Below are 20,749 nucleotides of genomic sequence, written 5' to 3' on the forward strand. Positions count from 1 at the left end.
AGTTTATGTAGCTAAAAGCATTTCTAAATGATGTTTCACCAGAAATTTGAACATGACTCTATCATAACCGAGATATTGCTCGACTGATAAATTAGCAATGAATGCAGCTTCAGTCATTGTTATACCATTTGGATTCTGATCTAAACCTAAAATTCGCCTCATAGCCTCTGATTCTGCACCTCTCATGAGTGTAAACACTTCATCAGAGCAACGATGTTCTGGAAGTAATTCCTTTGTAATTTTCAAGGGATTTACGCCAGCATGATAATTTGCTGTTTTGTCTCTCTCGATTAGGTTAATTCCTTGGTTTCCCTCGCGAAAATCAATTAAAGGGTCTATGACGGTATGAGCCTTTGTCTCGATCCATGAGTATTGCAAAATGCTGTTTGTGTAAGCTAAATCTGTCTCCGGAGTTTGGACCAGTTCTTGCTTATAGATACCAATCACAGCCTCGCCCTCAATGTATCCCTTTTTTAATAATTGTCGGCATAATAGATATGAATATGGGTACATCTGAATATCGTCAGCTATTGTTCTCAGACTCGTGTATTTTTCCATTTTGAATCCAAAAAAGCCCCAAAAAGGGGCTGTAAGGTAGTTTTGGGAGAGTTAACGATCACTTACTGGTTGTGTTTGCGCTTACTTTTTCATAATGAATAGAATCAGTTCTTTCATCAGGGCTTTTCGCACTAAGTAATATAAATGTATAATTTTGTTTACCATGAGTGATGAATAAGTCTGTGCCGCCCCACACTTCAGAACTTGGCTTTTTAGATAAGAGCAAAATGTTATTTGGTAATAATTTGATATCGAAATGATCGTCATGGTCTGAGCCATTGATGAAGTAATTGAGCTCTTTAACGGCTTCAGATTGTGCAGGTAGGAAAATTTTCACTGCAAAATTACGGTAGAGATAGACTTTAGTTTGTGAATTTGGCGCGTATGGGATCGTTAATTGCCTCCCAACGTAGTCAAGATTTTGGTCATTTTCAGTGCGTTTATTTCTTTCTTCCAATGCTGCATCAAATACGTTTTTAAAGTCTTGTTGCTGTGTTGGAGCCTGATTGCTGTAATACCCATCACTGAGCTCCTGAGCTGCCGGTGCAGGTGGTTGACCAGTAAAGTTGGTACTTAATGCCTGAGTGTGTTCCACTACTGAAGTAGCTGCTTCGCTAACATGCTCAAGCATGTCATTAATGCTTTGTTCGCTATCAGATGGATTCTGTTTTTCTGTATCGCCAGAATGTTCCTCTACTGCTTCTGAAAGCGTTTTAGCTACGTCACCTGTAACAGTGTCGGATTTAGCTTCAGATGTCGGAGAATCGGTTTTAGCTACGTTCTCGGCACTGTTCGATTCTGGTTCTGCCTCTTTTGGATTGTTAAAAACAGGAATAGAGGGGCAGAGTAAAACTTGAAGTGCGACATAAACCACCTAATTAATTTAAAGGGTTTATGGAGTATATAAAATTGTCATACCATCATCTTAACTTTGAAGATCGTACTGCATTAATGCTTGAGTCAAGAAAAGAAGGCTTTTCAGCCAGAAAATTTGCTGAACTCATTAAAAGACATCCTAGTACGATCTATCGTGAGCTTAAAAGAAATAGCATCAATGACGTTTATCAAGCTCGATATGCTTCTGATAACACCTTCGCTAGACGTAGACGTGGTCACAGAAAACTCAAAATCGATTCAATCCTCTGGAAATTTATTGTTGAAGCGATCCGTTGTTTATGGTCTCCTCAGCAAATAGCAAAGCGTTTAAAGACATTTCCTGATTTGGATCAAACAATGAATGTAAGCCATACAACGATTTATTCAACGATACGAGCATTACCAAAGGGTGAGTTGAAAAAAGACTTATTATCCTGTCTACGTCATGAAAATAAAAAGCGAAAAGCTAACGGTGAACCTAAAAAAGATTCTATATTACAGGATATTAAAACTATTCATGAGCGCCCAGCCGAAGTTCAAGAAAGAAAAATACCGGGTCATTGGGAAGCTGATTTAATTAAAGGTAAAGACAATAAAAGTTCGATAGCAACACTTATTGAACGAAATACACGGCTCTGTATCTTGGCAACATTACCTGATGCAAAGGCAGAATCAGTGCGCAAGGCTTTAACTGAAGCTCTGAAATATTTACCTGCAGAACTGCGTAAAACGTTGACCTATGACCGTGGACGTGAGATGTCAGAACATAAAATACTCGAAGAAGATTTAGGCATAGATGTATATTTCTGTGACCCACATTCACCCTGGCAAAAAGGCACATGCGAAAATATGAATGGTTTAATTAGGCAATATTTACCTAAAGGGATTGATTTAAATCAGGCAGATCAGCATTATTTAAATCAAGTTGCCATGTCACTGAATACTCGTCCTAGAAAGGCGTTAGATTGGCTTACACCATTAGAGAAATTTGCTCAGCTTGTTGATTATCATATGGCTTTTGAAACTGTCGCACCTCATGTTTGAATTCGCCCCATATTTTTGCTACAGTGAACCAAATTAAGATCATCTATTTACTAGGCCTCGCATTTGCGGGGTTTTTAATGCTGAATAAAAGGAAAACTTGATGGAATTGCCCAATATTATGCACCCGGTCGCGAAGCTGAGCACCGCATTAGCCGCTGCATTGATGCTGAGCGGGTGCATGCCCGGTGAAATCCGCCCGACGATTGGCCAGCAAATGGAAACTGGCGACCAACGGTTTGGCGATCTGGTTTTCCGCCAGCTCGCACCGAATGTCTGGCAGCACACTTCCTATCTCGACATGCCGGGTTTCGGGGCAGTCGCTTCCAACGGTTTGATCGTCAGGGATGGCGGCCGCGTGCTGGTGGTCGATACCGCCTGGACCGATGACCAGACCGCCCAGATCCTCAACTGGATCAAGCAGGAGATCAACCTGCCGGTCGCGCTGGCGGTGGTGACTCACGCGCATCAGGACAAGATGGGCGGTATGGACGCGCTGCATGCGGCGGGGATTGCGACTTATGCCAATGCGTTGTCGAACCAGCTTGCCCCGCAAGAGGGGATGGTTGCGGCGCAACACAGCCTGACTTTCGCCGCCAATGGCTGGGTCGAACCAGCAACCGCGCCCAACTTTGGCCCGCTCAAGGTATTTTACCCCGGCCCCGGCCACACCAGTGACAATATCACCGTTGGGATCGACGGCACCGACATCGCTTTTGGTGGCTGCCTGATCAAGGACAGCAAGGCCAAGTCGCTCGGCAATCTCGGTGATGCCGACACTGAGCACTACGCCGCGTCAGCGCGCGCGTTTGGTGCGGCGTTCCCCAAGGCCAGCATGATCGTGATGAGCCATTCCGCCCCCGATAGCCGCGCCGCAATCACTCATACGGCCCGCATGGCCGACAAGCTGCGCTGAGCCATGGCTGACCACGTCACCCCCAATCTGCCATCGCGCGATTTCGATGTGACAGAGGCGTTTTATGCGAAGCTGGGCTTTGCGACGAGTTGGAAGGATCGCGGCTGGATGATCCTGCAGCGCGGCGGTTTGCAGCTCGAATTCTTCCCCTATCCTGACCTCGACCCAGCTACGAGCTCGTTCGGCTGTTGCCTGCGGTTGGATGATCTCGATGCCATGGTGGCATTGGTGAACGCGGCGGGAGCCGAGGAAAAAAGCACCGGCTGGCCGCGCTTCAAAGCTCCGCAACTGGAGGCGAGCGGCCTGAGGATCGGCTACCTGATCGATCCCGACTGCACGCTGGTGCGGCTGATCCAGAACCCCGACTGACCGCATGCCCGCGAAAATCAAGATTTGCGGGATCAGCACACCCGAGGCGCTCGATGCGACCATCGCGGCGCGGGCGGACTATGCCGGGTTGGTGTTCTATCCAGCGTCGCCCCGTGCGGTTACGTCGAATGTCGCGGGCGCTTTGACATCGCGCGCAGCTGGCCAGATCGCCATGGTCGGTTTGTTCGTCGATGCGGATGATGCTGTCATCGCCGACGCACTGGTGGCAGCCAAGCTGAACGCGCTGCAGCTGCACGGTTCGGAATCGCCCGAACGCGTGGCCCAGTTGCGCGCGCGGTTTGGCAAGCCGGTGTGGAAGGCGCTGCCCGTCGCCAGCGCCAGCGATGTCGCACGCGCCGCAGCCTATGCCGGGGCGGCGGACTTGATCTTGTTCGACGCCAAGACCCCCAAAGGCGCGCTGCCCGGCGGCATGGGGTTGGCGTTCGACTGGTCGCTGCTGGCCGGATATCGCGGTGCCTTGCCGTGGGGGCTGGCAGGCGGGCTAAATCCGACGAATGTTGCCGAGGCGATTGCGCGCACCGGAGCGCCGCTGGTCGATACCTCCAGCGGCGTCGAAAGCGCGCCGGGCGTCAAGGATACCGACAAGATTACCAATTTCGCCTTTGCGGTGCGCTTGGCCTAAATCGCGTCGATCAATAGGCGTCGTTCAGCGCAAAGATCGGCTTGCGGGTGCGCCACTGCCCTCGGGTGAAGTCGGGAAAATCTAACGTGCGATTGCCCTCAGCAATCGATTGTTCCGACAGAGGCGTGATCGCGCTCCAGGCCAGCGCGTCGTAAATGTCGATTGGCATCGGGGCCTTGGCCTTCAGCGCCTCGACAAAAGCGTGGATCACGAACCAGTCCATCCCGCCATGCCCGGCCCCTGCCGCCAGATCGGCGTAGCGTTTCCATAGCGGGTGATCGTATTTCGCAAACCAGCCCTCGGCAGGCTCCCAGCGGTGCGGCTGTGGGCTCTTGCCCTCCAGATAGATCGACTTGTTGACGTCCATCCACAGCCCCTCGGTGCCTTGCACCCGAAAGCCGAGAGAATAGGGGCGCGGCAGCGAGGTGTCGTGGCACAGCATGATCGTTTCACCATTAGTGCAGCCGATCATGGTGTTGACCACATCACCCAGTGCGAATTTCACCTCGGCGTTGGGATGATCGGCAGAGCCGTTCTTGACGACATAATCATGCAGCCCGCGCGCCTTACAGCCGAAGCCGCCAGCGCCCGCTTCGCCCGGCAACGCGACCTTCAGGGTGCGGGTCTGCGGCGGGTAGCACACGCCGGCATCGGCGCAGCCCTGGTACTTCACGGTCAGGGTGGTCGCGCTCGCGCCGGCCGCGGGCGTGCCGGTGAGGGTGCCGAGCAATTCCTTGCGGTAGGTTTCGACGTCGCCGAAGAATTCGTCGCGGTAGGCCTTGCCCTTCGGCAGCGCCATGGTCGCGCCGGTGAAGGCGGCATCGGCCTTGACCGAGGTGCGGTGCCGGTACAGGTAATAGCCGTCGGCGATCCGCCAGCGCACCTCGATGCGGTCCGGCGCGGTGGCCTGCGCGGACAGGACGAAGACCTCGTCGACCGGCGGCAGTTCGAAGTCCTGGGCGACGGCCGAGGTCGCGGGCAGCGCAAGCAGCAGGGCGAGCCCGGCCAGCCAGCGGCGCAGGCGGATCGTGGATGCGGTCATTGGCTCAGTTTACCGGTCGGCTCTCGGCGGCCAGCCATTGCAGGTATTCGGGCAGGCCGGACGCGGCTTCGACCGCGAGCAGCTCCGGGAGTTCGTAGGGATGCAGTTGGCGCAGGCGTTCCTGCAGGGCGGGGTAGGCCTCGGCACTGGTCTTGACCAGCAGCAGGACCTCGGCCGCGGCCTCGACCTTGCGTTGCCAGCGATAGACCGAACGCAGGCCGGGCAGGAGGTTGACGCAGGCGGCCAGGCGCTCGGCCACCAGCGCGGTGGCGATGCGCTCGGCGCTGTCGGCGTCGGGACAGGTGCAGAAGCAGATCAGGGCGCTCACCGGCATAGGGTAGCGGCTGCCCCGATCCGGCGGGCCTGGCGGACATCCGCGTGCGGCCCTTGAAAGTCGGCGGGCCCGCCCCATCTCGGTGGCATGCCGGGTTCGCCCGGTTCTGTTGTCCGCGGTTTGGCACTCGCTTCGCGCGACTGCTAAAATCGCCGGGTTTTTCCACGTCAATCAACCATTTACCGAGGTTGCCATGTCCAATATCAAGCCGCTGCACGACCGCGTGGTCATCAAGCGCATGGAAGAAGAGAAGCTGTCCGCCGGCGGGATCGTGATCCCGGATTCGGCCACCGAGAAGCCGATCAAGGGCGAAGTCGTCGCCGTCGGCACCGGCAAGGTGCTGGACAACGGCCAGGTCCGCGCGCCGCAGGTCAAGGTCGGCGACAAGGTGCTGTTCGGCAAGTACAGCGGCACCGAAGTGAAGCTGGACGGCGTCGAGCTGCTGGTGGTGAAGGAAGACGACCTGTTCGCGATCCTCGGCTGATCGCGCGTCGCTCCCACACATTTCTCATCCGAATAATTTTTCGAGGTAATTCGCAATGGCTGCCAAGGACATTCGTTTCGGCGAAGACGCGCGCTCCAAGATGGTGCGCGGCGTCAACGTGCTCGCCAACGCCGTGAAGGCGACCCTCGGCCCGAAGGGCCGCAACGTCGTGCTGCAGAAGAGCTACGGCGCGCCGACCATCACCAAGGACGGCGTCTCCGTCGCCAAGGAAATCGAACTGGCTGACGCGTTCGAGAACATGGGCGCGCAGATGGTGAAGGAAGTCGCTTCCAAGACCTCCGACAACGCCGGCGACGGCACCACCACCGCCACCGTGCTGGCGCAGGCGTTCATCCGCGAGGGCATGAAGGCGGTCGCCGCCGGCATGAACCCGATGGACCTGAAGCGCGGCATCGACCAGGCGGTGAAGGCCGCGGTCGGCGAACTGAAGTCGCTGTCCAAGCCGTCGTCGACCAGCAAGGAAATCGCCCAGGTCGGCGCGATCTCCGCGAACTCGGATGCCAACATCGGCGACCTGATCGCGCAGGCGATGGACAAGGTCGGCAAGGAAGGCGTGATCACGGTCGAGGAAGGCAGCGGCCTGGACAACGAACTCGACGTGGTCGAGGGCATGCAGTTCGACCGCGGCTACCTGAGCCCGTACTTCGTCAACAACCAGCAGTCGATGTCGGCCGACCTGGATGATCCCTTCATCCTGCTGTACGACAAGAAGATCTCCAACGTGCGCGACCTGCTGCCCGTCCTCGAGGGCGTGGCCAAGGCCGGCAAGCCGCTGCTGATCGTGGCGGAGGAAGTCGAAGGCGAAGCGCTGGCGACCCTGGTGGTCAACACCATCCGCGGCATCGTCAAGGTCTGCGCGGTGAAGGCCCCGGGCTTCGGCGACCGTCGCAAGGCGATGCTGGAAGACATGGCGATCCTGACCGGCGGCGTGGTGATTTCCGAGGAAGTCGGCCTGTCGCTGGAGAAGGCCACCATCAAGGACCTCGGCCGCGCCAAGAAGATCCAGGTGTCGAAGGAAAACACCACCATCATCGATGGCGCCGGCGAAGGCGCGGGCATCGAGGCGCGCATCAAGCAGATCAAGGCGCAGATCGAGGAGACCTCCTCCGACTACGACCGCGAGAAGCTGCAGGAGCGCGTGGCCAAGCTGGCCGGCGGCGTTGCGGTGATCAAGGTCGGTGCCGCCACCGAAGTCGAGATGAAGGAAAAGAAGGCGCGCGTCGAAGACGCCCTGCACGCGACCCGTGCGGCCGTCGAGGAAGGCATCGTCCCGGGCGGCGGCGTCGCCCTGATCCGTGCCAAGGCGGCGATCGCCGGCATCAAGGGCGTGAACGAAGACCAGAACCACGGCATCCAGATCGCCCTGCGCGCGATGGAAGCCCCGCTGCGCGAGATCGTGACCAATGCCGGCGATGAGCCGTCGGTCATCCTCAACCGCGTGGTCGAAGGTTCGGGTGCGTTCGGCTACAACGCCGCCAACGGCGAGTTCGGCGACATGATCGAGTTCGGCATCCTGGACCCGACCAAGGTCACCCGCACCGCGCTGCAGAACGCCGCGTCGATCGCGGGCCTGATGATCACCACCGAAGCGATGGTGGCCGAGGCCCCGAAGAAGGACGAGCCGGCGATGCCGGCCGGCGGCGGCATGGGCGGCATGGGCGGCATGGATTTCTAAGCCCCGCGATCCATCAAGCAAGACCACAAAGCCCGGCCTCGTGCCGGGCTTTGTGCGTTCTGGCGTCCGAGGCGGGAGACTTCCTACCCGCCCCGCGGCAATGTCTGACGCGAAGATCAGAAAACGCCGATATGAACGCGTGCTCGCGGGCGCAACCCTGAGCAGCCGTCCCTGCAACGGAGCGCTGCGTGCCGCGCCTGACCGCACCCCGGCGGCAGGCCGAGGTGTGCGCGCCACTGCCGGCCGCCCACGCCGCTGCGCGTTACGCGCGCCACCTGCCCGAGCGCACGCTGCTGTACGCGCTAGTGCAGGCGCACTACCCGGACTTCATCGCGCGTCTTGAGGCCGAAGACCGCCCGCTGCCCGAGTATGTGCGCGAGGAGTTCGAGACCTACCTGCGCTGCGGCGTGCTCGAGCACGGCTTCCTGCGCGTGGTCTGCGAGCACTGTCGTGCCGAGAGGCTGGTGGCGTATTCCTGCAAGAAGCGCGGGCTGTGCCCGAGCTGCGGCGCACGGCGCATGGCCGAGTCGGCGCGGCATCTGGTGGACGAGGTGTTCGGCCCGCGGCCGGTGCGGCAATGGGTGCTGAGTTTCCCGTACCCGTTGCGCTTCCTGTTCGCCAGCAAGCCTGAGGCGATCGGCCCGGTGCTGGGCATCGTGCATCGTGTGATCGCCGGTTGGCTTGCCGATCAGGCCGGCGTGCCGCGGGATACGGCGCAATGCGGCGTGGTGACCCTGATCCAGCGCTTCGGCAGCGCGCTGAATCTCAACATCCACTTCCACATGCTGTGGCTCGACGGCGTGTACGAGGACACCACCGAGCGTCCGCAGCGCAAGCCGCGCCTGCACCGCACCCGTGCGCCCACATCGGCGCAACTGACGGAACTGGCCAACACCATCGCGCATCGCGTGTGCCGGCACCTGTCGCGCCGCGGCTGGCTCGAAGGCGAAGACGAATCCGTGTTCCTGTCCGACAGCGCGGGTAGCGACGACGGCATGGATGGGCTGCGGATGAGTTCGATGACCTACCGCATCGCCACCGGTCGCGACGCTGGCCGCAAGGTCGTCACGCTGCAAACGCTGCCTGGCGACGCCGGTCCGCTGGAGGGCGACGCCGGCAAGGTCGGCGGCTTCTCGCTGCATGCCGGCGTGGCCGCGGAAGCACACGAAAGCCACAAGCTCGAAAAGCTGTGCCGCTACATCACGCGCCCGGCGATCAGCGAGCAGCGGCTATCGATCTCGCCACAGGGCAGGGTGCGTTACCAGCTCAAGACGCCGTGGCGCAATGGCACCACGCATGTCGAATGGGATGCGGTGGACTTCATCGCCAAGCTGGCGGCACTGGTCCCGCCGCCACGCGCGCATCTCACCCGCTTCCACGGCGTATTCGCCCCGAATGCAAACCTGCGCGCGCAGCTGACGCCCTCGGGGCGCGGCAGGCGGCCTGCGGGCGATGCGGCGCCAGTGGACGTCAGCGCCCACGACGAGCCGCGCAGCCCCGAGCAGAAGCGCCGTGCGATGAGCTGGGCGCAACGGCTCAAGCGGGTCTTTTCCATCGACATCACCACCTGCGCCCACTGCGGCGGCGCGGTGCGGATCGTCGCCAGCATCGAAGACCCCAAGGCCATTCGCGCCATCCTCGCCCACTTCGAGAAACACGGCGCGCTGGAGCAAGCGCACTACCGGCCCGCAGCGCGCGCCCCGCCGCCCGCCGCGTGATGAGGCGCCGGCCACACAGCCGGCAGCCAAGCCAGAGTCCGATCCGATGCGGCCACGACCCCGCAGGGCTGCGCTCGGCCCTGTGCCGGGATTCGGTGAGAAATGGCTACGCACTGAGCCGCTGCGTGGCCCCGCGATGTCGAAAACCCACGCATGAACCCCCGATCTGTGCCCGATCTGTGCCCAAAGCGGCGCTTGCGCGGCCGCTTCCTACCCGCCAGACTCGCCAAAAAGGGCGGTTGAACTTCCTATACCCATATCCCACTTTAGGTTTGGCAGCACCTTTTCAATCAGGTGGTTGTTTACACCAATCCAGCTATTGGCCAATTGAATATTGGTTTCGTCTACTTTTTTTGATTTTTTAAACAGCTTGGTAAAACCGAGTGCCAAAACAGGGGGACCATGTAAAAACGTGCTTCCTGTAATGACTGAACCAACTGTGAGTCCTTTACTGACTTTTTGCAATAAGGATGCTTTTTTATGAGCAGTAGACATAAATCTAACCTTGAGTGTAGAGATTTAAAAAAATGTTCCAACTATAAACAACGGAAATTGAAATACAATTGTATATTTGAAGATGTTGACATTTTTTATGGATTTACCCATTTTCTGCAATTTTAATCCACTTTATCATAAGTGAAGCATTGGTATTTGGTGTATAAAGTTCTTAAAAACTTTTATTGAAACATATATCTCATGTTTTTAGAAATCCGATAAATTGAAAACAATGGAGGGCAGAGTAAAACTTGAAGTGCGACATAAACCACCTAATTAATTTAAAGGGTTTATGGAGTATATAAAATTGTCATACCATCATCTTAACTTTGAAGATCGTACTGCATTAATGCTTGAGTCAAGAAAAGAAGGCTTTTCAGCCAGAAAATTTGCTGAACTCATTAAAAGACATCCTAGTACGATCTATCGTGAGCTTAAAAGAAATAGCATCAATGACGTTTATCAAGCTCGATATGCTTCTGATAACACCTTCGCTAGACGTAGACGTGGTCACAGAAAACTCAAAATCGATTCAATCCTCTGGAAATTTATTGTTGAAGCGATCCGTTGTTTATGGTCTCCTCAGCAAATAGCAAAGCGTTTAAAGACATTTCCTGATTTGGATCAAACAATGAATGTAAGCCATACAACGATTTATTCAACGATACGAGCATTACCAAAGGGTGAGTTGAAAAAAGACTTATTATCCTGTCTACGTCATGAAAATAAAAAGCGAAAAGCTAACGGTGAACCTAAAAAAGATTCTATATTACAGGATATTAAAACTATTCATGAGCGCCCAGCCGAAGTTCAAGAAAGAAAAATACCGGGTCATTGGGAAGCTGATTTAATTAAAGGTAAAGACAATAAAAGTTCGATAGCAACACTTATTGAACGAAATACACGGCTCTGTATCTTGGCAACATTACCTGATGCAAAGGCAGAATCAGTGCGCAAGGCTTTAACTGAAGCTCTGAAATATTTACCTGCAGAACTGCGTAAAACGTTGACCTATGACCGTGGACGTGAGATGTCAGAACATAAAATACTCGAAGAAGATTTAGGCATAGATGTATATTTCTGTGACCCACATTCACCCTGGCAAAAAGGCACATGCGAAAATATGAATGGTTTAATTAGGCAATATTTACCTAAAGGGATTGATTTAAATCAGGCAGATCAGCATTATTTAAATCAAGTTGCCATGTCACTGAATACTCGTCCTAGAAAGGCGTTAGATTGGCTTACACCATTAGAGAAATTTGCTCAGCTTGTTGATTATCATATGGCTTTTGAAACTGTCGCACCTCATGTTTGAATTCGCCAGGTTTCAACGTCACTATAATAATTAACATCAATTTCTGTCGCGTCTGTTGCTGGTTTTAGTAAAACAAATGCTGCTATTGCACCCGCTGAAACTGCAACTGCAATCATGGATTTTTTATTCAGAAGAAAACCAAGTCCTTTTTTACTTTCATTTTTTTTAGTATTGGAAGAAACATCCATCATTTTGAGCCTCAATAATCTGTGTTACGTGTATCTGCTATATGTTATAGAATTACACCCTACGAATAGGGCGCAATGGTTCTAAAAGCGGATTACTTTCTTAACAGCAATAATTTATCGGCTATCATTTTTCCATCCATGAGTGTCAGACGGTCGGATGTTCTGTGACTGTATAGAACTGCATCGTTAGAAAACTTACCTGATGTGACTAGAAATACATGCTTAAATTCGGGTTCTGCTTCTAGTACACCAACCATTTCACGGGCGATAGCAACACCTACATTGTCAGATTTCCAGTGTTTGCATTGAGCGAAAACTTTAATTCCATCACGTTCCATAATGATATCTTTCCCACCATCTGGACCATAATTAGTGACAGTAGCTCTGTACCCAAGGCTGTTGAATAACTCCCTTATAAATTCCTCAAATTCTCGCCATGATAATTCTCGGATAAATTGCAATGCATCTTCATGATAGGTGGCATTAAAAAGTACCTTTTTAAACATAGTTTGTTGTTTATAACGAAAATACACACTTGCTGAATAAGCCACGAGCAGGAATGCAACGCAAGAGCGTAATATATGGAATGTATAATATGTACAAACTGGGATATTCCTCAGAGAGAATAATTTATTCGCACTGCTTTGCCCGAAAACATCTGCATATGCTGTTTTTATATCTCCCCATATCAGTTGTATGATTTTCGTTGTTATCACATGGTCATAACGAAGAAAAAATACAGTTATTGTGGTAACAGCAATTATCACTAATGCAACTTGAGGGTTTAATAGAGGGGCATTTCTTTTGATTCCCACTGAAGCCCATTCAGGTTTCTTTTTCTTGTGTAACCGCAATATTTTGCTGCTAGGTGACAATATATAAACAGCAAATAAAGGTATTACTAAAGTTAAAACTCTCGCAATAGAATCAAATCTAAGAAATACCAGAGTGGTCATATAGAATATAAAAGCAATATTCATATTAGTTACATAGGGATTTCGTTTCTTAAATCTACGCTTTCTTCTCATTACAACATTCCAATTTACTAAAATAGTAGCTGTGTCACAGTAAGTAAGGCTCCGTTCGGAGTGATATGTATTCCATCCTTTGTGCGAACTGTTGTCCCATCTATGACATCCTTGTATGTTTCACCAAGAACCGTTCGTGTATCTACGGTGGTGATCCCCTCTATCTGCGAAGCCGTCTTTATGGCTTGCCGAGTGTTATCTAATAGTCTGTTTTTGGCGGGGTCTTTAAGGGTTGGAGGAAGTAACCAGATCACATTTTGGTTTCTGGCTTTTATGGTTTGGATAAAATGCCGAACTTTAGAGGTGTACTTTTCTTTTTCTGATATTTGAACATGGTCGTTAGTACCGAGAATCACATAAACGGTATCGTATTTTTCAAAACTGAATTGCTCTGCGTATCTCTGCCAATCAAGGATCTTCTTTGTGGATAATCCGCTACCTACTTTGTATCGAGCATCAACAGCTTGGATTGTGCTGTACCCTTTAGCTATCTCATAGGTAAGTGAATCTCCTATAAAAACAGGTTTGCTGTATGACATAGAAGAAAATAAAAGGGAGCTGATTACTGAGATTTTATAAATATTCATTGCAACCCATATCAGTTATAAGCCAAATCTCACTACTTTGACTTGTGTTCTTTTTAAGCAATATCGAGCATGGTATAGATGCCATATCAATTTTTATTAATGTGTTGCCACTCCCCTTCACCTCATAGAGTTGCTTTATTTCGTTGGATTCAAGACCAGTAATCTCTCTTGCCAGTACATAGGTATCAGCTACTCTGTCGAAGCCACCAGAACTGACATGCTTATCTTGTGCGGCTTGCGTCACAAGATGCTCGTGTGTAGTGATCGCCCCTGTGGTAGAACCACAAGAGGATAAGAAAAAGCAAACTAATGCGATACAGCTTCTATTTATCCCCATCATTCCCCTCTGCCGTTTGAGCTTCAGAAATTACTTTTAAGCTATTCTCCCCTATATCAAAATCGCTTTTCATAAACTCAAGTGTAAAAGCCGTGGCTAAATACCGGCTTATCAAAAGTTCCTTTTTAACAAGCCCTCGCAAATGCCGTGGAGTTCCAACCGCATTTTCAAAAAAACGTGAATCCCATGAGTGATCCCTGTTATCGCCAAGAACAAAAACATATCCATCAGGGATTACCCATTGTGTATAAATTGGCTTAACGAATGGTTTACGGTTATCAATGACGTACTCATATTGTTGCGCATTACGTTCCTGAAGCGCCTGATAGGTACTCGTATGGTCATTATGAAGGTTTAGCTGCCCGATCATCCTTCCGTTGATCTGGACCGACTTATCATCGGTATAAGTGACAGTATCGCCAGCCAATCCGATAATGCGTTTTACATAAATGAATGAAGGGAATGCAGGAGCTCGGAAAATCACGATATCCCCACGCATCAATTGCTCTTTTTGCGCATCAACCGGCTTTGCAAAAATGAGATCACCAGCTTTCAATGTCGGTGCCATAGAGGATGTAGGGATAATGTAATAGTCCAATAGGTAGGATTTAACGGACCATACAATAAGTGAAATTATTACCAAACTGACAGTATAAAAACTAGGCTTACGTTTACGATATACGAGGTAAAGAATTCGTAGGATAAGTGCAATAATAAGGGTACTTATGAAGTTCATGACCTTCAGCCTTCAGAAATCAAAAAGGCAATGTACCCGTTATGTAGTATCTTTTTTCTTAGTAAACAGTCATAAAAGTATCACTTTCTATTTTGATGGTGCATGGTTATGGCTTTCAAATATCCATAAAACCATAACATATTAAAGTGGCTACTTATTTTTAAAGGCAAGAAATAACATATAGTTTCACTGGAAAAAATAAGATATCCCATCTTATTATCTATTGCTTTAAAACTAATTGAATCAATATTGCTTTTAGAGTGCTTAAAATAGATGTGATAGCAATTCACATAAATTGCAATAAGAAAGAATGATGCTAACACCTTAGATAATTCAATTAATGCTATGCACTCTATAAAATCTCCAATTACTGAAATTAATACAATAAATATTAATATGGAAATATCAATTATGTTTTTTCTGCGTATTAATAAATACGCTGGATATACACAAGCAACGGTAAAAAAAATAATCTGAATGAAAGAGATGTATTTATTCTTCATTAGACCACCATTCAGGAGCTGCTAATGAATCATCTGAAACTTTCCAACCAAAGTTAATCAACATTTTCTTTATATTATAAGGTTTATCCATAAAATAGCTCATGTGGGTTTTATTGTTCTTTGTGACCTGCCCTGCTGCCCTAACTGAAGTAATACCAATGTAGGTCGTTAAATCTGCAAGTGTATAACCTAAATACGTTACATCTGACAATTCTTCGATACGCTTATTTTCATGAATAGTGTTTAGTATGCCCTCTAATTCTGATTTAACAAACATATACAATTGTCTGCTATCACTACCGGTTATTTCTTTCCTTTCATCGTAGTGGCTATTATGAACATTCTCATTATCCTTGTTATTTTCAAGCCACCAATTAGGTGCAGATAAATTATTGTTGGTAACAACCCATCCATGATTAATAAGAACAAGCGCATTATTAAATGTATACTTTGAAAGTTTCAATTCATTAACTTCAGACAAAAAGATTGCTTGTTTATCAATGCATTCTAAAATACCAAGATCTATTAACATTGCGGTAATAGATGATTGATTTCTATGTATTTTATCTGCGATTGAGCTTAGGTTCATCTTGTTTTGTATCATGGAGATAACTATATGAATTTCCTCATTAACCCATACTGTTTCATTACGATTCAATTCGATAGTGTTGCTCATAGGGAACTGATCATTACTCACCCACCACTTGGGGGATTTAAGAGATTCCTCCCTATTTGATAACTCATATATCCATCCAAGTTCTAGTAATTTAGGAATAAATGATGAATGAGGAATGAGGTAGTTTAAATTAGTACTCCTAGCCGTACATATCTTATTATCCTTGTGATTTATTTCACACAATCCCATATTCAATAATTTAGAGAGGACATCATTTACACTACGACCGGTATATTTGCATGTTTTTTCAATGAAGAATGGCTCGTCAATCGCCCCAATCAACTTTGTTATTTCGGAACAAGTCCATGTGGTTAGGTTTCGCATAACTATTTAACTCAAATCATTTAAAATGGTATAATATTGGCATGGTCATAAGCTATTTCATTGAATGTGTCTTTGGATATAATTTCAGTTTTAATACGTTCTAACATTGCCAGTTGATCCCATATTACTGTAAAATCATCTGAGCTAACATGATTATTAGTATATATATTATGAAATGCGTCTTTAAGGTTAAATATATTAATGTTGCTTCCATGCGAGTGTGTATTTATACCAAGGTAGTTAATCAACCACTGAATTTTGATAAGTCTAACGCAAAGATCTACACAGTATCGACTAACTTCATATTCTCCAGAAGCGAAAGATTCTGCATGTAATACAAGTTCCTCATATAACTTTAAAAACTCAAGGCTTTCTATCTTTGCTCTATGTTCTGTCAAAATGTTATAAATTTTAACTGTATTGCTATCTAAGTCATTTTCTTCAGGAAAATATAGCGTTACCTTTTCTTGTTCACGCCAGTTTGGTTTTTTATTGTTTAATTCTAATTCCACGTATTTTTGAAGCCAAATATACTTAATTGATTTACTTGTTATAGATGTGTAGAAAACAAAAAATGGTACATTAAATAACAATGCATATTCTATAGTTTTGACGGGGAAATCTGGCATTTTAACACTACCATTAAAAATTTTTTCAGTGCCTTTGGCTTGTACAAAAAAACAGTCTCCTGTCGCTTTTTCGTTCTTAAATACTTGAATCATTAAATCGATCCCATAGTCACGTTCACCTATGGTATGGACAACCCAATCTTTAGCTGGAACCTTCACATTGATAAGTGCATTTGCTTGAGAGTCGGTTACATGCGATTTACTTCTCATAATTCATCCTTTGTTAGTATTGAAGGTTACGTGCAGCAGCCTCTAAGCGCGTTACACCTCGTTTATCATATCGCTGTGTAGTAGCGACACTACTGTGTCCCATCGCTTCTCTGACAGTAAGTAGGTCCTCACCGAGTTCTAACAGCTTAGTAGCATAGGTTCGGCGGCAATCATGGGGTGTGAATGACTCTAATTCTGAATCTTTCACCAATTTATCAATAATATACCGTAAACCATCGGTTGTTATTCTATCGCAAGTCACATCATCATTTTTACGAATACGGGTGAAAACTGCACCGGAATGATCTCCCCTAACAGTTTCAATCCATAAGCGAGTGCGGCGGAGGGTATCACTTGGCATAAAATTAGTTCTTTCTTTGTTACCCTTCCCCATTATTTTTACGGCGTAGTTATCAAAATTGATATCTTCCATATCTAACAAAGTGACTTCAGCACGGCGCAAACCGCATCCGAGCATCAGTGAAACAATCGCTGCATCACGTATAGAGACTGCGGTGTTTAGGCTATCAAGATGCTGATAAATTTGCGTTATTTCACTACTACTCAGTGAACGCCCTCTACCAATACGGTTCCCACGAATGCGACGTATGCTTCTAATATCCTGATATGTATCGCTATCTATGGCTCGTGATGCTCTGGCTTCTTCAGCAACCCCTTTAATCGCGCTCAGGACTAGGTTGATACTATTTGGGGTCTTTTTCTCCAGTATTAACTTCTGAAGTACCAATTGGACCGAATCCCGATCCATAATGGACCAGTCAAACGTGAATGGGTCCTTAGAACGAAACAGCCTGACCACCGACACGAGGCAGGATCGCATTGTCTTTTGACTTTGTTTGGAACGCAGCCGTAGCAAATAGCTGGTTGCTGGATTGTTGGTGTTTTTCGTCATGTTATTTACATCAACAATACTTGTTACAGTGTCACGTAATATTAACTCTCCCATTACCGCCCTCTTTGGTGTAGAAAATTAGTGTAAAAATTATCGTTGATTCTGGTGCGTCAAACAGCAATACCTATCGAAAACCTAAAAAGATTTTACGCTACTACATTAAACGTATATTTAACCGAGTAAAGGGTAGCACAGGTATTTATCATCGAATAGCTAAAATATCCGTTTTTGTACGCATTAAAAGGCTTGCAATCTTTAAACTATTGTATAATGAAATTACGTTGTAAGTTCATAAAACTAATAATGATTTTTACATTACTAATTACCTAAATGTTTCGGAGAGGGATAATGTCAGCGGTAAATGACTTGGGCTTTGGTTTGGTTATTACATTTTGGATCTGTCTAGCATTCGTAATGTTATTAGTTTACATATTCAAATCCGATTTTAATAAGAAAGCCGTGAAAGATGGAAAACGATATAGCCAGTTAAAAATTTATCGAACCATCGAGCGAGATTATAAAATTCTCTACGTACTAGGTGATGAAAGTTACAGTATTGAAGTAGATAAGGATTATTACGATGCGGCTATTGATAGATATAATCAGTCGATGAAGTGATATTCTTGTAAACTCTACAATTAATTAAAGAGGTTGTGATGAATTTAAAAAAACTAGAAATGGTAATCAGTCTTGCATTTTCAATAATGGTTTTTATTTTATTTGGTATGTTTCTATTTGAAGGTTCAATTCGATTAAATGGATTCTTCTTTGTTCTATTATATATTCTATCTGGTGCAAATATCTTTTTGATTACCTATAACCGAAATGGAGCAACAAGCAAAGTTATTGCCTACTTAGTTGCTTCAATTTTGTTGTTAATCCTGATTTTTACTTTGATATTCGTTCTTTAAATTTCTACAAATTTGTCATAAGTAACTAAATTTAATGTATTTCTTTTTTTTAGTTTAATTCTGAAATATATTTGCAATTCAGAGAGAGATAGATATACATGATTAAACAAATCTTTCGGTTTATAATTGGGGATAGATTTATCCCTTTGAAAAATATAAATAAAAATGATTTTAATCGACTTTCAGATTTTGAGTCAGTAGAGTGGCGAGTCAGAGTTATTCAAAATGGGGGAATTTATAAAAGGGAATGGCTGAAACGCCTTGATAATGAAAGGAAAGGAATAAAAACAAAACCGAAAATCAAACCTGAAAAGATTAAAATATCAAGGAAAGATTACGAGATAATATCTAAAATCACTGATGCAGGATATATTATTTTAAATTTTCCGGCAGAGGACAAAATAGGTCGATTATCTAATGTTGATAGGATTCTGTTAGACCATCTTTCAAATGAAATTAAAATGGAGTTATTAAATTCAAAATTAAGTCTTACTAACCTTGATGAAATTGAATATCTACATTTGGCTGTTTTTTTAGATAATGAGGTAATTCAATAAAATATTTTTCCTTAGAGGCTGTTGTTAATTATAGGTTGATTTGTTTGTTATATTGATATTAATAACCGTTTTATTGGATAAATTCTTTATTAATAAAGCAAAAAACATAATTAAAATATAGTATTATAATTTTCAATTAACAGTATGTCTCTTAATAATAATCTGATAATATTGCCTTGGGTGCTTGAATCGTTTTGGTTCGAGCATAGCCAAGAGCCAAAAAGACGAAAGCCCCGAATTAGGAATAATCCTTAACTCGAGGCAGTCTACAAACATTGCAATTTGATTCTGTCTCCTTTTACTCAAGGAGTCAAGAGAAATGAGCAAATTTGCCCTGATAGGGCTGATTACTGTGTGTATCACAGTTCTGTGCTTCTCTTTGTTAATGCGTGATCGTTTATGTTCACTCAATTTTACAAGCGGAGGTACGGTGGTTCAGGCAACACTATCATGTAATTAGTAGTGTTGCTTTTGTGGGGGGAAACCCCCACATTTTCTCTTTTACAGATTACGATGGGTTGGTGATACAAGCACCCTTTTTCGGTTAGCTATGGCTCACTCTTTTTGCTATCAATCATACCACTTTCGTTGAATAGATAGATAAGCCAGTATATTAAATATAATGCTGTTGTAATCATGCCGATATTGATCATCAATAATCCGAATCGCGGTGTATTATTAATATCAAACAGTAAATCATCCCTGAGAAAATAGCTAGAGAGTAAAAATACAACTGATATACCAGAATAACCAAAAGCCAATTTGAATAGTCTTGACTTCGATTTAGCGAAAATTATAAAAAATAAAACATAATCATTTACTGTGAAAATAACATCTAAAATAGAGTTTAATGACGATACAGCATTATCTAAAGGAGTTTGATTACCTGTTGCTGTGTGTAGTGTCTCATTTTCCATTCTATCCCATAACCCTTATAAGTATTATATCTATCCTATTAACGCCTTTGCTTTAGCTTTTATCTCTGCCAGTTCTGATGCCTCCACTTTGCCCTTTTTAGTAACTTTACGAGCTCTCCAGTCAACACATGTAACTTGATCCGCTAATGCGTAGCTGTCTCTTTCGTTCGAGAGTTCGCATTCAAATGGATAGCCTTTGCCTTTAGTTGTACATGGTACGCATAGTAAGAGCCCTACTTTATTATTGTATGCAAAAGGGCTAAGGACAACTGCTGGACGATGACCGCCCTGCTCATGTCCTTCAACTGGATCAAAGTCAATCCAAATCAAATCGCCAGAATCAGGTACGTATCGAGATACCATTAAATTAATTCCTTACCTGTTCGAGCTCCGAAGTCTACTTTCTCATGGATATTCTCCGGTGTGATACCGGCTAACAAATTATCTAATGAGTATTCTACCGCTTTAACTGGCGTAATGATGATACGACCTTCTTCTACCGCTATTTCAACCGTATCATCAACGCTAAGTGCCGCTTTTTGCATGATTGCAACAGGAAGCCGTACAGACGGGCTATTGCCCCATTTTTTTACTGTGACCTGAGCCATTTATCACCTCTACAATTCAACGTCCGAGTTTTAATAGTAGCACCTCAATTTAAATGTATCAACATTGTTGATTATAATAAAAATATAAACACATAAACACATAAACACATAAGTGTATGTGTCTTTATGTCACAT

Annotated in this window: 25 protein-coding genes and 3 pseudogenes; 11 read left to right on the forward strand and 17 right to left on the reverse strand. The window is 46.6% G+C overall.

Features of this window, described 5'->3' with window-relative positions:
- Positions 1-3: 3 nt before the first annotated feature.
- A complete protein-coding gene (locus M1F17_RS21130) occupies positions 4-558 on the reverse strand; it encodes a hypothetical protein (protein WP_023159949.1) in 555 nt (184 codons plus the stop codon).
- A 58-nt stretch (positions 559-616) separates the two neighbouring features.
- Positions 617-1,432, reverse strand: coding sequence for a hypothetical protein (locus tag M1F17_RS21135; protein ID WP_318837445.1), 816 nt, complete (start codon positions 1,430-1,432; stop codon positions 617-619).
- A 77-nt stretch (positions 1,433-1,509) separates the two neighbouring features.
- Here M1F17_RS21135 and M1F17_RS21140 point away from each other — a divergent pair, with 77 nt between their 5' ends.
- The 4 genes from M1F17_RS21140 (at position 1,510) to M1F17_RS21155 (ending at position 4,403) form a co-directional block, all read left to right on the forward strand.
- A complete protein-coding gene (locus M1F17_RS21140) occupies positions 1,510-2,478 on the forward strand; it encodes an IS30 family transposase (protein WP_005804963.1) in 969 nt (322 codons plus the stop codon).
- A 100-nt stretch (positions 2,479-2,578) separates the two neighbouring features.
- On the forward strand, positions 2,579-3,391 hold the full coding sequence (locus M1F17_RS21145) for a subclass B1 metallo-beta-lactamase NDM-1 (RefSeq protein ID WP_004201164.1): 813 nt from the start codon (positions 2,579-2,581) through the stop codon (positions 3,389-3,391).
- Positions 3,392-3,394: 3 nt separating this feature from the next.
- The gene (gene ble / locus M1F17_RS21150) at positions 3,395-3,760 is read left to right on the forward strand and encodes a bleomycin binding protein Ble-MBL (protein ID WP_004201167.1); all 366 of its coding nucleotides are present in this window, start codon (positions 3,395-3,397) and stop codon (positions 3,758-3,760) included.
- Positions 3,761-3,764: 4 nt separating this feature from the next.
- Entirely contained in the window at positions 3,765-4,403 is a 639-nt protein-coding gene (locus tag M1F17_RS21155) for a phosphoribosylanthranilate isomerase (RefSeq protein ID WP_004201168.1), read from the forward strand.
- A gap of 10 nt (positions 4,404-4,413) precedes the next feature.
- On the opposite strand, the pseudogene M1F17_RS21160 reads toward M1F17_RS21155, so the two are convergent.
- From M1F17_RS21160 to cutA, 3 genes and pseudogenes are all read right to left on the reverse strand, one after another.
- Positions 4,414-4,980: pseudogene (locus M1F17_RS21160) on the reverse strand (twin-arginine translocation (TAT) pathway signal sequence domain protein); the annotation flags it as partial.
- Between the two features lie 90 nt (positions 4,981-5,070).
- Positions 5,071-5,445: pseudogene (locus M1F17_RS21165) on the reverse strand (protein-disulfide reductase DsbD domain-containing protein); the annotation flags it as partial.
- 4 nt (positions 5,446-5,449) lie between these two features.
- The gene (gene cutA, locus M1F17_RS21170; RefSeq protein WP_004201171.1) at positions 5,450-5,779 is read right to left on the reverse strand and encodes a divalent-cation tolerance protein CutA; all 330 of its coding nucleotides are present in this window, start codon (positions 5,777-5,779) and stop codon (positions 5,450-5,452) included.
- A 193-nt stretch (positions 5,780-5,972) separates the two neighbouring features.
- Here cutA and groES point away from each other — a divergent pair, with 193 nt between their 5' ends.
- The 3 genes from groES to M1F17_RS21185 all read left to right on the forward strand — a co-directional run bounded on the left by groES (position 5,973) and on the right by M1F17_RS21185 (position 9,677).
- The gene (groES, locus tag M1F17_RS21175; protein WP_004201172.1) at positions 5,973-6,263 is read left to right on the forward strand and encodes a co-chaperone GroES; all 291 of its coding nucleotides are present in this window, start codon (positions 5,973-5,975) and stop codon (positions 6,261-6,263) included.
- Between the two features lie 55 nt (positions 6,264-6,318).
- Positions 6,319-7,959 (forward strand): chaperonin GroEL, encoded by a 1,641-nt coding sequence (groL, locus tag M1F17_RS21180; protein ID WP_004201176.1) that lies wholly within the window; start codon positions 6,319-6,321, stop codon positions 7,957-7,959.
- Between the two features lie 224 nt (positions 7,960-8,183).
- Positions 8,184-9,677: an IS91 family transposase gene (locus M1F17_RS21185; protein WP_043907034.1), complete on the forward strand. Its 1,494-nt coding sequence runs from the start codon at positions 8,184-8,186 to the stop codon at positions 9,675-9,677.
- Between the two features lie 249 nt (positions 9,678-9,926).
- On the opposite strand, the pseudogene M1F17_RS21190 reads toward M1F17_RS21185, so the two are convergent.
- Positions 9,927-10,172, reverse strand: a pseudogene (locus tag M1F17_RS21190) (hypothetical protein); the annotation flags it as partial.
- A gap of 349 nt (positions 10,173-10,521) precedes the next feature.
- On the opposite strand from M1F17_RS21190, the gene M1F17_RS21195 reads away from it, so the two are divergent.
- Entirely contained in the window at positions 10,522-11,490 is a 969-nt protein-coding gene (locus M1F17_RS21195) for an IS30 family transposase (RefSeq protein ID WP_005804963.1), read from the forward strand.
- On the opposite strand, the gene M1F17_RS21200 is transcribed toward M1F17_RS21195, so the two are convergent.
- From M1F17_RS21200 to M1F17_RS21235, 8 genes are all read right to left on the reverse strand, one after another.
- Positions 11,481-11,681 carry a hypothetical protein gene (locus tag M1F17_RS21200; RefSeq protein ID WP_318837446.1) on the reverse strand — a complete coding sequence of 67 codons (201 nt, stop codon included), beginning with the start codon at positions 11,679-11,681 and terminating at the stop codon, positions 11,481-11,483. The two genes, M1F17_RS21195 and M1F17_RS21200, sit on opposite strands and share 10 nt — an antisense overlap.
- An 89-nt stretch (positions 11,682-11,770) precedes the next feature.
- Positions 11,771-12,706: a restriction endonuclease gene (locus M1F17_RS21205; RefSeq protein ID WP_159287656.1), complete on the reverse strand. Its 936-nt coding sequence runs from the start codon at positions 12,704-12,706 to the stop codon at positions 11,771-11,773.
- A gap of 17 nt (positions 12,707-12,723) precedes the next feature.
- Complete coding sequence (locus M1F17_RS21210) at positions 12,724-13,293, reverse strand: GDSL-type esterase/lipase family protein (protein WP_023159952.1); 570 nt, start codon at positions 13,291-13,293, stop codon at positions 12,724-12,726.
- Positions 13,280-13,633 (reverse strand): hypothetical protein, encoded by a 354-nt coding sequence (locus M1F17_RS21215; RefSeq protein ID WP_135017213.1) that lies wholly within the window; start codon positions 13,631-13,633, stop codon positions 13,280-13,282. The genes M1F17_RS21210 and M1F17_RS21215 overlap by 14 nt, the downstream gene beginning before the upstream one ends.
- The gene (gene lepB, locus M1F17_RS21220) at positions 13,617-14,366 is read right to left on the reverse strand and encodes a signal peptidase I (RefSeq protein ID WP_071547986.1); all 750 of its coding nucleotides are present in this window, start codon (positions 14,364-14,366) and stop codon (positions 13,617-13,619) included. The genes M1F17_RS21215 and lepB overlap by 17 nt, the downstream gene beginning before the upstream one ends.
- Before the next feature lie 492 nt (positions 14,367-14,858).
- Entirely contained in the window at positions 14,859-15,869 is a 1,011-nt protein-coding gene (locus tag M1F17_RS21225) for a hypothetical protein (RefSeq protein WP_203544163.1), read from the reverse strand.
- A 20-nt stretch (positions 15,870-15,889) separates the two neighbouring features.
- Positions 15,890-16,708: a DUF4365 domain-containing protein gene (locus M1F17_RS21230; RefSeq protein WP_023159955.1), complete on the reverse strand. Its 819-nt coding sequence runs from the start codon at positions 16,706-16,708 to the stop codon at positions 15,890-15,892.
- 13 nt (positions 16,709-16,721) lie between these two features.
- Entirely contained in the window at positions 16,722-17,675 is a 954-nt protein-coding gene (locus tag M1F17_RS21235) for a tyrosine-type recombinase/integrase (protein WP_023159956.1), read from the reverse strand.
- Positions 17,676-17,969: 294 nt separating this feature from the next.
- On the opposite strand from M1F17_RS21235, the gene M1F17_RS21240 reads away from it, so the two are divergent.
- From M1F17_RS21240 to M1F17_RS21250, 3 genes are all read left to right on the forward strand, one after another.
- On the forward strand, positions 17,970-18,239 hold the full coding sequence (locus M1F17_RS21240; protein WP_048821758.1) for a hypothetical protein: 270 nt from the start codon (positions 17,970-17,972) through the stop codon (positions 18,237-18,239).
- Between the two features lie 391 nt (positions 18,240-18,630).
- Complete coding sequence (locus M1F17_RS21245; RefSeq protein ID WP_237737416.1) at positions 18,631-19,089, forward strand: hypothetical protein; 459 nt, start codon at positions 18,631-18,633, stop codon at positions 19,087-19,089.
- A gap of 319 nt (positions 19,090-19,408) precedes the next feature.
- Complete coding sequence (locus M1F17_RS21250; RefSeq protein WP_072022937.1) at positions 19,409-19,549, forward strand: Hok/Gef family protein; 141 nt, start codon at positions 19,409-19,411, stop codon at positions 19,547-19,549.
- 88 nt (positions 19,550-19,637) lie between these two features.
- Here M1F17_RS21250 and M1F17_RS21255 read toward each other — a convergent pair whose 3' ends face one another.
- Genes M1F17_RS21255 through M1F17_RS21265 form a run of 3 tightly spaced genes read right to left on the reverse strand, consistent with a single transcriptional unit; the run spans position 19,638 to position 20,614 of the window.
- The gene (locus tag M1F17_RS21255) at positions 19,638-20,006 is read right to left on the reverse strand and encodes a hypothetical protein (RefSeq protein WP_237737415.1); all 369 of its coding nucleotides are present in this window, start codon (positions 20,004-20,006) and stop codon (positions 19,638-19,640) included.
- 30 nt (positions 20,007-20,036) lie between these two features.
- Positions 20,037-20,369: an endoribonuclease MazF gene (gene mazF, locus M1F17_RS21260; protein WP_023159957.1), complete on the reverse strand. Its 333-nt coding sequence runs from the start codon at positions 20,367-20,369 to the stop codon at positions 20,037-20,039.
- Positions 20,369-20,614, reverse strand: coding sequence for an AbrB/MazE/SpoVT family DNA-binding domain-containing protein (locus M1F17_RS21265; RefSeq protein ID WP_023159984.1), 246 nt, complete (start codon positions 20,612-20,614; stop codon positions 20,369-20,371). The genes mazF and M1F17_RS21265 overlap by 1 nt, the downstream gene beginning before the upstream one ends.
- Positions 20,615-20,749: the final 135 nt, after the last annotated feature.

The sequence above is a fragment of the Providencia sp. PROV073 genome (assembly GCF_033688125.1).
Lineage (GTDB): Bacteria > Pseudomonadota > Gammaproteobacteria > Enterobacterales > Enterobacteriaceae > Providencia > Providencia hangzhouensis.